The sequence below is a fragment of the Listeria immobilis genome (assembly GCF_014322765.1).
GTDB classification, from domain to species: Bacteria; Bacillota; Bacilli; order Lactobacillales; family Listeriaceae; genus Listeria; species Listeria immobilis.
In genome coordinates, this window is sequence record NZ_JAASTZ010000021.1 from 32,004 (window position 1) to 46,256 (window position 14,253).

The following is a 14,253-nucleotide window of genomic DNA, read 5'->3' on the forward strand; positions in this document are numbered from 1 at the left end:
TTTAATTTATGGCAGTTTGTAATGCTTCTATGAGCATTGCATTACAGGACTCAAATATTTCCATTACTTCTCCACTTGGCTTGTCTAACTCTTGAAATTCATCTATTTCCGAATCCCATACATACCAGGAAATATCTCCGTCTCCCAAAAAAAGATATTTTTTATTTTCTTCCACATCATGCCAAATTTCATTATTTTCTATAATATCCAAATTGCTGTCATCTGGATCTATTCCATACAAAAATATTCCATTAAATTCGATAGAATTAACTTCTTCTAAAAATGGAACATATTTTTCCCAAGGAACCTCTTCCCCAAACTGCTCTACTGCCCATTTTTTAAACTTTTCTATTTCACTTACACTTGCTTGTGAAGGTATAGCTCGATCAAATTCTAACATTACTTGTTTTAGTTTTGAAATAGTATCTTTTAACATATTAAACCTCCTATTTAGGATAGATATTTCCTTCAGGAATCGGAAACTTGACTTTAACACTTTCTCCTGGACTCATTTTTTTAGAAAATTCTATTTGTGAATTGGTTATTACTTTATGATACGGGTCATTTTTAATTAACATAAGATTACTATAGTCATTTGTACCAGAGTCATCTAACGGTAATTTATGATGCACTTGATACCCTTGTGGTCGAACACCTTTTTTCATTTCTTGAATTTGTTTTTCAGACAATCCTGCTGCTTTGAATTCTTTAATAGCAACAGGATTATCTGAAATATTTTTAAGATAATTTGAACGTATTGAAGAGTTAAAGGATTTTCTCAACTGTGCAGCTTCAGTTTTAGTTCTTTTTGTATAAATAATCGTTTTTTCCATTACACCATCTAATTTTACGCTCTTACCTTTTAATTTTCCTACATGTTCTGTTTTACTTAAATGAAAAACCTCATCATACCCTTCGTACGTAAACTTAAAGGCTTTATTATCACGAGCTAGTTTGGCAAATTTTTCAATCTTGGCCACTTTCACAAAAGGGATAATAATAAATCCTGCTGCTAAAAGTCGTTCACCAGTAGAAACTTTTTTACCTGTCGTTGGTTCTACACCAAAAACAGCACGAACAGCATCTATTACGGGTGTTACAAAATCAAAAATAGCTAACCACTTCGCATTCGTTTCTCTGTTTAGCTCTACTTGCTCGTCTACCCTTTTTAACGTAGCTGCTGTATCTAATTTGCCATCTTTTACCACAAATCCAGCGTAACTGCCTTTTGGTATGTACGGTAATGGCATGTTTTCTTCATATTCTTTAATTAGTGCCTCTTCGGCTGCTTCTTGTTTTTTCTTTTGGTCAGCCGTCCATGCCTTCTCGATGGAAGCAACCCAGGACATATTCATTCCCATTGTACTGAATGTTCCAGTTGAGGCGTTAAAACCTGTATGTTGTAACACTTCAGTTAATCCTACCTGGAGATTTTTTGCTTGTTGGATAACAGGGTCAAAGTAAGTTGCTGATGTTTGATGAAACAGTCGCAAGTTTTCTAATTTCGTCACTAATTTCTGTTTACACATCCTATAGATGGCATCCATCGGCTTCATTAACGGTAGCTGATCTATCATATCCTTTAGTCCTGCTTGTAGTCGTTCTATTTCTTCTATTTGCTGAACTAATTCTTCTTCGATAACGTCCGTATTTGCCACTTCTGCTTGAAAATTGGTCGTTAATTGTTTGTTTGGTTCTTGTAAGTCCTGGCAAAGCAAAATCATTCCTTCTGCCAAAACTCGATATGTCTCCATAAAATAACGTTTCGCACTTGCATAGGTCTTTCCTTTTAGAGATGGCTCCATATTAAAGGCATCTATGGCCCGAATAACATCTTCCAAGCCCTCAATGGTCAACTGACAAAAAGTTTCCACGCTAGTAGTTTGACTTTCTACTTCTCCTAAATACATATCTATGCCCATTATTGCACCTCCCTGGATAATGCCAGGCGTTGGTGCAGGCACGCATCCTCTTTATCTGCTAATTGCCTTTTGTTTTTTTGCAATTGCTCTGTTTGTTCTTCTAAATCATGGATAACCCGTTGATCCATGTGTCGCAAATCCTGGTAATGATTATCTAAGAAAGCATTCATCTCCCTGTCTCTATACCAGAATTGATCCAATCTTTTAAAAAGGTTCGCTTGTCGAAACCGAAACTCATGATAGTACTGTTCTTTTCTTTCTAAGATTCTACGATCTCGTTCATTTGTTTCTTGTTGTTCATTGACTAACCGTATTTGTTGTTGTACTTCTGCTAATTTTTTCTCTATTTCTGTCATCCCATTCACCCCATATTCAATTGACAAAATCAAATAGTTGTTTCAGCTGTGCATCTTGATAATCAAATTCTTTTGCGACACTTTGAACATGTGTTATATCTTTAGTTAATCCTTGTTGAAATTGCAGCACCATTTTCTGCACCGTTTGATTCGTTGTCAAAGCTTCTTGATTACCTAAAACAGTTGTTTTTTCTGCTTGTACAATAGAACTAGCGCCAGCGATTGCAATCTTTTCGGAAGCTTGGCCCAGCTGCTCTGCACATCTTGCAGCAGCTGAAAAATTACTTTGAATTTCCGTCATCGTATCCTCTCCTTGTACTATTGAAACTGCCTATATTATAGCATGTTTGCTTATTTTTCACATAATATTTATAATATTAACTTCTTACCAGCCGGTCTTTGTTAGTCTGAAGAACTAGTGAGCATTTGTTTTTCTATCATTTTCTTCCATTTTATTTAAATAACGATAAATCGTTGTTCGAGAAACATTCCAACGTTCTGCAATAGCTTTTATCGGAGTCCCATTGTCAACTAGTGTCTTCAGTAACTCTAAGTCCTGTGCTTTTAATTTTTCAGGACGACCACCAAATCGCCCTCTTGCACGAGCAGCTGCTCGTCCTGCCGCAGATCTTTCTAAAATTAGATTTCGTTCAAATTCAGCAAATGCCGCAAACAAATGAAACATAAGTTGTCCTGTAGAACTAGATTTATCCATCGTTATATTTTCTTGCAAACTATGAAAACTCACTCCACGTGCATTTAAACGATTAACTATAGAAATCAAATCTTCCATATTCCTTCCTAAACGATCTAAACGCCAAACAACAAGCGTATCCCCAGATCGAACAAAATCAATAGCCATTTCTAATCCAGGACGACTACTTTTTACTCCACTCATATGATCCGTGAAAATTTTCTCACAACTAAATTTATTTAAACTGTCTTTTTGTAAATCTAAATTTTGTAATCCGGTAGAGACTCGGGCATATCCTATTTTCAAAAAAATCACTCCTTTATTAACTCTATTGTATCATAACTTTATCTATAACATATAATTGAACATAGAATTTATTACGAGTTTATGAACACTAAATAGCCTCCTATTTTAAAAAATAGAATAAAAAAAGAGCGTGTCCAGAAACGCCTGATTTTCTGGACATGAATTATGTTGAAATTTTCTAAAAAGATACCCTGAAAAACAAGTGTCAATAGAGTATACTCTATTAACACTTGTTATTAATGATTCTATCTTCTTTTCTATAGTTAAAAATAAAAAAGGCCCTACTACTAATGGACCTTAAAATAGAAATTTTGGATAATCATCCTTTTTGTATGCTATTTTTTGTATTTATCTTTAAACCTTTCGCAAGCTTCAAGATAGTTTTGAAGTTCTACAGGTTTAGGATAATTTTCACCTGAATTCAAAGGTCTATCATGCACCCAGTCTGAGCAAAGGGACATACCTTCTTCTATTTCTCTATATATTTCTGCATTAAAAACAACTTTTTTAAGGCTCTTTGTTTGTATGGCTGGAGTAAATCTCGTAATGGCTCCCATGAATATTATTTCCTCAATCATGCGTTCCCAAGTTTCTCTTAATTTTTCACACCAATATTTAGCATCAACTATGTATTCTTTATACAGATCCATGTTTTTCTCACTATTAATACTATTATATTTTTTTGTTATTGCTTGTAGCTCATTCTTTAAATATCCTATCCTCCTTTTAACAGGTGTGGCAATCCATGGTTCATTATCCTCCCTCAGTCCTGAAACATTATTAAAGTTTCTGATTGGTACTATAGAACACTCCACTTGTTTGTTTTCTGTCCATCTATCCAAACAATTTACAAAAGTAATATCATGCGTAAAAACAACTACTTGTTTTTGTTTAGCTTCGTCCACTAATCTTCTTCCAATAGCTTCCTTCCTCTCAACGTCTAAAGAGCTCACAGGATCATCCAAAACGATACATGTATTTTTGTTGTCTAAGCTTGTTTCTGCTAAAAAATTAGCAATTGTAATTGCTCTTTGTTCTCCTTCACTTAAGATCTCTATTGGTTTTCTATCTTTTATTATTAACTTGCTGAGTGTATTCCCCTTGCTCCCTCTTTGCTTTATTTCAGCTGAAAAATCGGCATTCAGTTTTTTACATTCTTCATTAAATCTTTCCACATATTTATCAGTGACATATTGAGAGAAAAGTGACTTTTGGAACCTAGTGGCTTTTTGTGTGGAGATAGTTATATTATTTGCTGCATCTACCCATTTCAAATCTTCTAAGAATACCTTTATTTCCGGTAAGAAATCCTTAAGTCGAAGCTTATCATTGTATTCATTTTCAAATTTCTCTATTTCATCAATTTCCTGTTGTACTTTTTTAGTGTTTAATTCAGATATCTCTTTCTCTAAGCACTTTAAAGCTTCATTACAGATTGTTTCTTCCATTTTAAAAGCATTACTTTCTTTTTCCCATTGTAGGATTGTTAAATTCTGAATAAGATTTTCTTTAATAGTTTCAACTTGCGTTTGCCAACTTATAAGTTGACTATGTAAGTTAGGAATATTCTCCTTCAGCCATTCTTCAAAACCAGAATCTTTTGTAAGCAACTTACAATCAAAGTTTTTAAAATCCTGTATTAACATTTTAATATCGCTATCTACTTGGCTTAATTCGGATTCTGCCGAACTTTTTAAGTAAATCCAATATTTATCAATTACCGTTACTCCATCTATTTTTTGTCCACAAAATATACAATGGTCAATTTCTTCTTGAATAACCCCATAGTATTGCTTAGCTGATTCAATAAATTCTTTCCACTCGGGTGAACCTATTTGATATATATGTTCTCCATCTAATTGAGTTATACCTTCAGAAATTGAAATTTTTTCCAAATCGTTTCTACTTTGAATTAAATTTTTTATATCATCAATTTGCTCACTAGAAAACTTTGCATTAATCTCTTTTATTCTGCTTTTCATTCCATTCAATTCTGTTTTACGTTTCTCAAGTAGCTTTTGTTGGTTCATAATATTCAAAGCGACTAGCACAGATTTTCTCTCCGTTTTTTTTTGTAGTTTCTCTTTTAAGTGAGTTGTTTTCGAAGCGCTTTCAAGCTCAACATATTCCATATTACTATTTATACTCTTAACTAACATCCCTATTAGGGTATTATTAGGAAATTGACGTACATAGTTATTCTCTTTATTTTTTTCCTTAATATCGTCATTCAGTCTATTTTTAACTTCGGTTATTAAATAATTAAACTCATCAAAAAAATTAAATTCTATTGGAGCAAAATTTAGTTCTACATCTTTAGTTAAATCATTAGTAGCGCTTTTTGAATCAAATACAGCTACTCTACTAAACAATTCGTTTTTATGATCTTCTGGAAACACTAGGGTTTCAGAATCTCCTTTTTCATTCTTAAAAACAAACTTTGCACTTGGGATTACATTTTCTTCTTTCTGAAATATGTTTGGTAAAATATTCTTATCTCCTCTTGAAATAAAGGCATTATTTAGTAATCTGGCATACCCTGATTTTCCACTTCCATTCAGTCCGTATATAATCGTTAATTGTCTCCCAACTGGGATTGATGATTTTGGTGATAAAGCATTAACTCCTTTAACTTCTGATACTTCATCCCAGGTTACATTAGAGATTGATTTTGATTTAGTGGCCTTAGACAAAAATGCAAGTGCCTTTTTTGTAAGAAGCGACCCCTCCAATTTATATTCTTGTTTTAATGCCAAATAAACTTCGTCTATCAAAGATTCATTTATTTTAATTCCACTTAAAATTGCATCGGCCCCAACTTGCTGCCAATATGGTTGTTCTCTTACCCATTCCACGATTTCATCTCTAATCATAATGTCATCTCCTTGTGTTATTTTGAGTAATACTTTTTATGCATATTATATTATTAATTTTCTTTATATTCATTAGCATATAGAATCATATTCCTTTTATTATATACTCTTGCCTTTCTGTCCAAAAATGTTTATAATCTGGACTCTTGTTTATAGATTATTATAGATCAACAATTAGCTACCACATTTAATAAATTTGCTTAAGTAAAACTCTCCATAAAAAAGGCTAGAACTTATAATTTCTAGCCTCCTGGTTTACTATATTATAAGGATAAAATTCACTTTTAAATGGCAAAGCAATCTGAAACATCTTATGTAAGCCTAAATGAGTGAAGGCTTTGCTTGCAATGTCAAGCTCATTTAGGATTTTAGCAACTGTAACGTGGTGAAAGGCGATAGGCACTTAAGTTCACACGAATGAATTCATTACATAAGATACAAAGATTGAGCAATGGAAAGAGCAGCTATTACTACTAAATCAAATGCTAATTTTGAATTATCCCGAAAAACATAAGCGTGGTAAGCAATCCCTATAATTAATACTGGAAAGAAAAAAGGTGCTACCTTAAATGAAATAAATAGAGCTACCAAAAAAACAATGATTAAATAGACATACTCTTTTTTTTTGCTACTTCTCATGCCACACCTTCTCCTTCACCTTTATAAAAATTTAGTGCTGTTAATTTTATAACTTCCTTTTCCTTGATAATTCACAGTAATTGTAAAGTCTATTCTCATTACTTGCAAGCCCCAGTTTCCATAACCGCCTTTGATATTTGCTTTTACTCTTCCTTTATATTTTCCACCTGATACATAACAATACTTATCTTTGATACTTGAACTATAAAGGGCAAATAGTGGATTTTTATAATAGAGATAAGCTGAAATTCCAGAAGCCGAACTTACTCTTTTTCCACTAGTTTTGTATGAACTTCTAGCTGCCCATTTCATCCAGGTAATTCCAAAAACTTTCATAGGTACATAAACCGTTTTATTCTTGCTTGCATATTGTTGCAAGCCGTTCCCTTCAACCAACGCCCCATTCCTAGTGACTTTTTTATCAAATTCACTAGGATTATTAACTAAATTAGTAACCTCTTTTTTCTTCGCTTTTGACATAGACATATAAATATCATAATTATTCTGTGCCTCTTGTTTAGTTAATCCTACACTATTATAATTTTCTAATTCATACAAAAAGTTTTTCTCTAAATCTGCTTGTGTCACCTTCTGATTTTCAGAAGCACTTACATTGTGTTCTCCCAAAAAACTAAAAGGGAGAAATGATAATACAAATACTAACGCCAACACAACCATTTTATTTCTTTTTTTCATCTCAATCCAACTCCTTTTATCTATTTTTTATAATCAACAAGTGTCTTAAATAGTAAAAGATCTATTAATTGTGATTATATGCACAAACTTTATCACAACTTTCCGATTAAATCAAACGTTAAATGATGGAGATGATGAATTTTTGTCCATACACCCTTTTAAATTGTGTTATTAATAAGTGCATTTACTTTTTACTAACTTTATGTAACAGATTTATAATTTACTTCTTATATTTATCTACTAAAGGTTTAAAATATAACTCTTCTCCTTTTTCTCTTGCAGCAATTGCTTCCTCTTTCGTGTTAAATGTACCCAAATGATGTTCTTTTCCGGAAACAAATATCCGTGCAATCCATTTATTATCTTTAAAAGCAACACCTGTATGGCCACTTTTGTTATCTGATCTGATTTTTTTGTCTGAAATCATTGATATACGAGTATTCTCTACCAACTCGTTATTTTTCTTCATTGTTTCCTTTATCTTTTTTGAAGCTTCCTGATATTTCTGTTTCGTTGCGTTTTCCGTATTCTTTTTGCTGTTTTTCCTAGCTAATTCGCTTTTATAACAACCACAACTTTTCACACCACATTTTCGGTTTAAGTGACTCGTAGTAGTAATATATTGATTCCCACATTCACAATAGCATAGCCATTCACGTGAAGGCAATCTTTCGATGACTGTCAAACGGCCAATCTTGACCCCCGTTAAATCCTGATTTTTTGCCATAGCTGACACTCCTTCACCTAGCATAATTCTAATTTTGTGTTAAGCCAACGATAAATGCATAACCTACTGCTTTAAATACTTTTTCTTCTTGCAAGTCATTTTCTTCAAAAAAGGAAGGAATTTTCCTTTCTTTACTATATTCTAGCAATGTGTTCAAAAAAAGTTCTTTATCCCCTTTTTTAACAATATTAGTCAACTTATAAAATAATGTATGATAATTACTTTTACTGATTAATTGCTTCTTTTTGTAATTTATTCCTAATTGAAAAGCTTGTTCTTCTATCGTCAATGAGCTATCCCCTTTCTAGCAACAAATTAGTTTCGTCTTCTCCTATGAGCTGACTTAGCTCATATTCTACTTCGTATCGACATAATTTTGCAAATACATCATCTAAACTTAAATTTAACAATGAGGATAAAGCAATAATGACTTCTAATTTATAATCTGTTACAGAATCATTCCGATACTTTAAATTATAGAGAGTAGAGGACTTTAAGCCCTCTTCCCTCTCTACATCTAACATACTATAATTATATTCTTGCAGCAGTCGTTCCAACGGATATTTTTTCATCATGAATTCCCCTTACATCATTTTATCGTATAATTTAGAAGCACCATAACCAAACGTTTGTACCACCCATTTGCCGCTTGTAGCTTCTAAATAAGCTTCTTTATTCTCGTAAGTAGCAGGAAAATATCTTAGTTTAAATTCACATCTATTTGCTACATCACGCGCAATTTCAAAAGGTCTTCTATCAAGAAAAGTCTTCATTTCAATCTGAGGATAACCATCGTACCGATAAAAATCATGATCAGCAAAATAGTTTTCTAATTCTTCTAATAAAAAGGCTTTATCTATAAATACAGACTTTTCGTTGACTCGAATTTCAGTTTCTAATTCTACTAAATAATTGATAATTTTTTGCTTGAATCCAGCTTTTGTTTTTAAGTCGTATTCATCATCAAAAATAAAATTGGTTCTTGTGATTTCCCATTCCCCATCTGCGAAAAATTCAACATCTGGTTTTTCCTCATAATAAAAGCGTTTTACTACTAAACTAGAATTCAAAGGTTTTACGCTTAACTCATAAATCTTTCTTCCATTCATAAAAATTAATTCTGCAAATTCATGAATCAAATTTTTATTCTCTACATTATCATGTCCATAGATTTTTTTTGCTACTACTCTACCTGTTTTCGTTGTCATTTTTCATCAATCTCCTTTAATTTTGGTTTGGTTGCTTTTAAAAAGAAAATACAATATACTAGTGCTATCAATCCATTTTGGATTGGTTGCTGATGGCTTGAGTTACCGCTCAAGTCATCTTTTGTTTTTCTTTCTATATACATTATCTCCTAAATAGGAGAATTTGTATATAGGTAAAAAGCATCATTTTCTCCTATATAGGAGAACTTTAATAGAAAATTAGCCATTTATATAAATTGTTTTGGTAACTTCGTATACTCATTAAACGTAAAAACATCTTCTATAAAGCGATTGTCTAAATCTGTAAGTCGAACATCACAGCCTTTTTCTTGCAGCGCAATAATATGCCCTTTTAAATAGCCCAGTTTTGGCGTAATGACACGTTCGTACCAGACAATATCATTTCTTTCTAACACTCGCTGCTTATACTCATGCATAACCGCTTCATCAAAAACATTCGGATATACATGCGTAATTATTTGTGCATCTAAACAAGAAACCAACAACGGATTATCTGTAATGAAAATATAATCATAATAACCTATTTTTTGTTGAAGTTGAACAATATTAGCGCATTGTTGAAAGAAGACATCTCGTTCTTCTGTAGACATACCTCTAATAGAACGACTTTCATTAAATTCTCGATCAAACATCGTATCTTTATTTAAAGAGAATATGGTCGTTTTTCCCATACATGGGAATGCTGATATAATTTTTGTCATTTTAAAACTCCTTTTCATACATTTTTTTAGAAAAAAAGCAATGCATAAAGTATATACATCGCCTTTTTTCTCTTAATTATTCATCTACAATACTCTTTAAAATACTCCACTTGTTCCACTGTATTCTAAAATATCAAACCCAAATTCTGTCCAGCCTTCATTCTCCATTATTTCTTCAATACTTTGCTCGCAATCTTCATAAACACCGATGGCAATATCATTTCCTAAAATCATTTCAATAGCTCTTAAGCATTTATTTTTATCGGAATCAATTATTATCACCCTATTATTGTCATCATAATCTATTAATACATATTGTTTCACGTTATCCATTTTCATCCTCCTGCAGTTTAATTTTTATACTACTTGCTCTCTAAGAAATCACTTATTTTTTCACTCTGTTTTTTATTAAGCAAAGATTGGAGAGGTTTTGCAAAGCAACACCGTTCCTATCTTTGCTTTTATCAACTGTAGCGCAGCGAAAGGCGATAGGCTCTTTAGCTTTTAATCATCAGAAAATAACTTATCTTCTAACGCTTCGATTCTAGAAATTTCAAGCATTGCTGCTTTATCTGAAACTTTTGTTAATCTTTGATAATCTAAATTTTTAGCATCGATTAAAATATCCTGAATAGAAGTAAACTGCTTGATAATTAAAATATATTTTTTATCATGATTATTAAACTCTTGCTTTAAGGTCAAATCAGCTAAATCGTAATACGCTTTTACTTCATAATCTCCTAACGTTTCTTGAAAATTGATATTAAATGCTAAAGTTACTCTGTTTTTTAACTGAATTTCTTTTACAATTTTGGATCTAATGTCATCGTAATTGTATTTGTAAGCTTTTACCTCATACTTTGCTATTTCATCTATTAATTGTTCTAAATTGAATTCATTAGACAATGTTTTCACCTCTTTTAATTCGCTTGAAATCCATCATTTGTTACATATCCTTGTTTAGACCAAATATTTTTCTTTTCTTCTTTTGCTGCCGCTTCTGCTTTTTTAAAGTCGCTTAGGTATCTTGTATTCGGCTCGTAAACATAAGCTACTCTTGCATATCCTTCTTTTAACATCATTTCGTTAATATTTTTTCCATCTGCATATACGTAAGCAAGAACACGGCTATATTTATCTGTTGCTCCCCCAGCATCATATTCTAGTGTTAACTTTTTGTTCGTAACTAATTCTTTCATGTAGTTACTCGCTTCTTTTGCATACGGTTGAACAGGAGTATTTGGTTTTACGCTTTCTGGTGTATCAATTAATAACAAGCGCACAGTTTTTGGTTTGGTTTCTCCCTCAAAAGTAACAGATAAAGTATCGCCATCAGTCACGTGATTTAGTTTGACGGGAACGGTATTTTTTGGTGCTGCCGTCGCCTTTTCTTCTGTAAATGGAAGAAACGACTTAATACTAGTAACTGTTTGATTCATTTTTTCATACATATTGTCAATATGTATTACACCAAATCCACCAGTTATTGCTACAATAGCCATTGTTATTACCCATTTTTTCATTTTCCGCATTTGACCTTATCCTCTTTTCTTTAGATACTCCAAGCGGACAAATATCCGCTTGAAGTCTCGCATTATTTTATATTTAAAAGTTGTAACAAACTATATCGTTCCATTTTCACAAAGTATTTACAGTATAAATTTTTTGTTTTTTTATTTTGAAATCTTATTTCTGTTTCATTCTTTTTTAAATAAATGAGCGAACGTTCTATCTCATTATCATTTAACATATTTTTATCAATCGTTCTTGCTATTTTCTCTATGTTTGTCTTCGCTTCTTGCTTTGTTAAATTCTCTTGATTATATACACATTTTTTATTGCCTTTCTCCGTTTCACAAATGACCTTAATTTTATAATATGGTAACATTTTCATCATTCTCCATTCTCTTATATATTTATTTTGTTTTCTTCTGTTGATTAGTACTTACTTAATCCCAGTAAGTGCCGTTATAAGTAATTACAACATGATTTTCATTTGCTTTAATAACTTGAAAATTAACTACTTCCATATAGCCGATTAGCAAATCTTCTGCTATACCAAATTCTTCACCTACAACATAATCATTATTATCATGTAATACAGTGTTAATTCTATTCATGTCTAAGCCCTCTATTTTTTCCAATTTCTTTTCTAATTCTGTAAGATTTGTTATTTCAAATTTCATCTTAATTCCTCCTGTTTTTTGTTTTATTTTTTTGTTTTTTAGGTTTTTCAACCTGTTTTTTTAGGTTGTTTTTCTGAGCCGAAAAAGGGAATGCCTATTTCCGATTATTTAGAGTTCACCCTCTCTTTGATTTGATATGTTCCGTTTTTTCAGTGTAGTTATCGTCGCCTGACTGTCCGTCATTCCTGGAGGCTAAAAATAACAAGGGAGTGCTGTAGGAAAAAGTTTTTCTGCGAAGCGTTTAGAAAAAGTTTTTACGCCCCTTGTTATTTTTTGCTGGAAGGAATAGGATACCAAAGGCGAGGATAACTGCGTTCACTGAAAAAACGGGTTATATCAAAGAGCAACGGACGAAATAATCGGAAATCGCCAGGCATTCTTGCTCTTGAACTTGCTTTTGATCTAAATAATTTGCTTTGCAAATTATTTCCATGCACTTGATCACTGATTTTTGCTTTTTTGGCGCATGCCAATCTTCCATTTTTTAGGGAAGTGCTTTTCTTCCCGTTGAAAAGGGTGCTTTTCCCTTTTCGTTCCTGGCTTGTACCACATTGGAAAACGCCTAAAATGTCGCTTTCCAACGTGGTAATTCCAAGAACTAACCCTTAATCCTGCCTTTTAGTTTTCTTCTTCTAGTAAATTCTTAACAAACGCTTTATCTTCTTCCCCTCGCGCCGGATACATGCGAGAGATAAAGAAATCTCCATTTTCATCTATTTCCAAAGCTACTTTTTTAAGTCCTTTAACAAAATAGTAAATCGGCTTTTTCTTCCATTGATTAACGTCCCCGTTTTCTATTAATTCCTTTGTTTTAGAGCTAAGTTCTGTATTTTCCGCTTTCTCTTGCATGTCTTCTAACATGCTAATTTTATTTTTTAGTTTAGTAATCTCTGCTCCTTTTGTTCTTCTTTTAATTGCTGGCTTCGTTTTGTTGTAAGCTTTCGCCTCTTCATTTTCTTTTACTAATTCTTCCAATTTACTGCGGAAGTAATCTAAATTATTGACACTAGTTCTTGCGCCTACATTCGCGTAGCTAGAGCGACCAACTACATGAACATCTTTAATTAATTCATTTTCTTCTTTATATGTTTCTACTTTTTCAAGCATTTCTATCCGTAATTCTTGTTTTTCTGCTTCCTCTAACAACTTATTTGATTTTGCATGTTTTCGGTTTACATCTTTATAAATATCTCTTCTTCCGATAATGTTTGGTTGTCCGAATGGGATTCTTGCATGTTCTTCTCGTATGGATATACCTAGTGAAGCTCTTTCATTATTTAATCTTTCCAGTTTACCTTTTGCTTGCTCCAATTTTGTTCTTTCCACTTTTATGCCACCTCTTTTCTTTTATATGTCATAGTTACATTTTCGGTATCATTTCCTATTTTGTTTACTTCAAAAATGTATTTACATGTTTGTCCTTCATCCTCTTTTATTTCTTCTACAGTGAGTTCATTACCGATTTTATAAGTTCCTTCGTTTAGTAAATAATTTAGACCCATTTCCATGCCAAGTATTTGATAATCTAAATCAAATACAAATAAATTATCTGTTTCCTCTAGTAAGTCTTGAATTAAAAGCTCCATATTTTCAATTTTTGCCTGTAATGTCATGATTTTTTTCTCCTTTTTTTGTTTTATTTTTTTGATTTTGGTTTTTCAACCTGTTTTTTTAGGTTGTTTTTCTGAGCCGGAAAAGGGAATGCCTATTTCCGATTATTTAGAGTTCACCCTCTCTTTGATTTGATATGTTCCGTTTTTTCAGTGTAGTTATCGTCGCCTGACTGTCCGTTATTCCTGGAGGCTAAAAATAACAAGGGAGTGCTGTAGGAAAAAGTTTTTCTGCGCAGCGTTTAGAAAAAGTTTTTACGCCCCTTGTTATTTTTTGCTGGAAGGAATAGGATACCAAAGGCGAGGATAACTGC

At 32.3% G+C, this 14,253-nt stretch carries 22 protein-coding genes; all 22 read right to left on the reverse strand.

Annotated features, from left to right (window positions below; translation table 11 throughout):
- Window position 1 precedes the first annotated feature (1 nt).
- A complete protein-coding gene (locus HCJ50_RS13865; protein ID WP_185349407.1) occupies window positions 2-436 on the reverse strand; it encodes a YrhA family protein in 435 nt (144 codons plus the stop codon).
- Window positions 437-446: 10 nt separating this feature from the next.
- Window positions 447-1,922, reverse strand: coding sequence for a pre-toxin TG domain-containing protein (locus HCJ50_RS13870; RefSeq protein ID WP_185349405.1), 1,476 nt, complete (start codon window positions 1,920-1,922; stop codon window positions 447-449).
- Window positions 1,922-2,278, reverse strand: coding sequence for a DUF3958 family protein (locus tag HCJ50_RS13875; RefSeq protein ID WP_185349403.1), 357 nt, complete (start codon window positions 2,276-2,278; stop codon window positions 1,922-1,924). The genes HCJ50_RS13870 and HCJ50_RS13875 overlap by 1 nt, the downstream gene beginning before the upstream one ends.
- A gap of 16 nt (window positions 2,279-2,294) precedes the next feature.
- The gene (locus HCJ50_RS13880) at window positions 2,295-2,579 is read right to left on the reverse strand and encodes a TIGR04197 family type VII secretion effector (RefSeq protein WP_185349401.1); all 285 of its coding nucleotides are present in this window, start codon (window positions 2,577-2,579) and stop codon (window positions 2,295-2,297) included.
- A gap of 114 nt (window positions 2,580-2,693) precedes the next feature.
- Window positions 2,694-3,278, reverse strand: a complete 585-nt coding sequence (locus HCJ50_RS13885) for a recombinase family protein (protein WP_185349399.1) — start codon at window positions 3,276-3,278, stop codon at window positions 2,694-2,696.
- A 335-nt stretch (window positions 3,279-3,613) separates the two neighbouring features.
- On the reverse strand, window positions 3,614-6,151 hold the full coding sequence (locus HCJ50_RS13890; protein ID WP_185349397.1) for an AAA family ATPase: 2,538 nt from the start codon (window positions 6,149-6,151) through the stop codon (window positions 3,614-3,616).
- Window positions 6,152-6,577: 426 nt separating this feature from the next.
- A complete protein-coding gene (locus tag HCJ50_RS13895; RefSeq protein WP_185349395.1) occupies window positions 6,578-6,790 on the reverse strand; it encodes a hypothetical protein in 213 nt (70 codons plus the stop codon).
- 21 nt (window positions 6,791-6,811) lie between these two features.
- On the reverse strand, window positions 6,812-7,486 hold the full coding sequence (locus HCJ50_RS13900) for a hypothetical protein (protein WP_185398498.1): 675 nt from the start codon (window positions 7,484-7,486) through the stop codon (window positions 6,812-6,814).
- Window positions 7,487-7,706: 220 nt separating this feature from the next.
- On the reverse strand, window positions 7,707-8,213 hold the full coding sequence (locus HCJ50_RS15915) for an AP2 domain-containing protein (RefSeq protein WP_260443082.1): 507 nt from the start codon (window positions 8,211-8,213) through the stop codon (window positions 7,707-7,709).
- Between the two features lie 28 nt (window positions 8,214-8,241).
- A complete protein-coding gene (locus HCJ50_RS13910) occupies window positions 8,242-8,502 on the reverse strand; it encodes a hypothetical protein (RefSeq protein ID WP_185349391.1) in 261 nt (86 codons plus the stop codon).
- A gap of 4 nt (window positions 8,503-8,506) precedes the next feature.
- On the reverse strand, window positions 8,507-8,785 hold the full coding sequence (locus HCJ50_RS13915; protein ID WP_185349389.1) for a hypothetical protein: 279 nt from the start codon (window positions 8,783-8,785) through the stop codon (window positions 8,507-8,509).
- Window positions 8,786-8,797: 12 nt separating this feature from the next.
- Entirely contained in the window at window positions 8,798-9,421 is a 624-nt protein-coding gene (locus HCJ50_RS13920) for a hypothetical protein (protein ID WP_185349387.1), read from the reverse strand.
- The gene (locus tag HCJ50_RS13925; RefSeq protein ID WP_185349385.1) at window positions 9,418-9,564 is read right to left on the reverse strand and encodes a hypothetical protein; all 147 of its coding nucleotides are present in this window, start codon (window positions 9,562-9,564) and stop codon (window positions 9,418-9,420) included. The genes HCJ50_RS13920 and HCJ50_RS13925 overlap by 4 nt, the downstream gene beginning before the upstream one ends.
- An 84-nt stretch (window positions 9,565-9,648) precedes the next feature.
- Window positions 9,649-10,143: a hypothetical protein gene (locus HCJ50_RS13930; RefSeq protein ID WP_185395768.1), complete on the reverse strand. Its 495-nt coding sequence runs from the start codon at window positions 10,141-10,143 to the stop codon at window positions 9,649-9,651.
- Between the two features lie 96 nt (window positions 10,144-10,239).
- Window positions 10,240-10,476 (reverse strand): hypothetical protein, encoded by a 237-nt coding sequence (locus HCJ50_RS13935; RefSeq protein WP_185348381.1) that lies wholly within the window; start codon window positions 10,474-10,476, stop codon window positions 10,240-10,242.
- A gap of 171 nt (window positions 10,477-10,647) precedes the next feature.
- Window positions 10,648-11,049: a hypothetical protein gene (locus HCJ50_RS13940; protein WP_185348383.1), complete on the reverse strand. Its 402-nt coding sequence runs from the start codon at window positions 11,047-11,049 to the stop codon at window positions 10,648-10,650.
- Window positions 11,050-11,063: 14 nt separating this feature from the next.
- Window positions 11,064-11,675 carry a thermonuclease family protein gene (locus HCJ50_RS13945; protein WP_185348385.1) on the reverse strand — a complete coding sequence of 204 codons (612 nt, stop codon included), beginning with the start codon at window positions 11,673-11,675 and terminating at the stop codon, window positions 11,064-11,066.
- Between the two features lie 62 nt (window positions 11,676-11,737).
- On the reverse strand, window positions 11,738-12,040 hold the full coding sequence (locus HCJ50_RS13950) for a hypothetical protein (protein ID WP_185348387.1): 303 nt from the start codon (window positions 12,038-12,040) through the stop codon (window positions 11,738-11,740).
- Window positions 12,041-12,092: 52 nt separating this feature from the next.
- Window positions 12,093-12,263: a hypothetical protein gene (locus HCJ50_RS13955; RefSeq protein ID WP_185348389.1), complete on the reverse strand. Its 171-nt coding sequence runs from the start codon at window positions 12,261-12,263 to the stop codon at window positions 12,093-12,095.
- A gap of 332 nt (window positions 12,264-12,595) precedes the next feature.
- Window positions 12,596-12,910: a hypothetical protein gene (locus HCJ50_RS13960; RefSeq protein ID WP_187127558.1), complete on the reverse strand. Its 315-nt coding sequence runs from the start codon at window positions 12,908-12,910 to the stop codon at window positions 12,596-12,598.
- A 37-nt stretch (window positions 12,911-12,947) separates the two neighbouring features.
- A complete protein-coding gene (locus HCJ50_RS13965; RefSeq protein ID WP_311769598.1) occupies window positions 12,948-13,655 on the reverse strand; it encodes a hypothetical protein in 708 nt (235 codons plus the stop codon).
- A 2-nt stretch (window positions 13,656-13,657) separates the two neighbouring features.
- Window positions 13,658-13,942, reverse strand: coding sequence for a hypothetical protein (locus tag HCJ50_RS13970; protein ID WP_187127559.1), 285 nt, complete (start codon window positions 13,940-13,942; stop codon window positions 13,658-13,660).
- Between the last annotated feature and the right edge of the window lie 311 nt (window positions 13,943-14,253).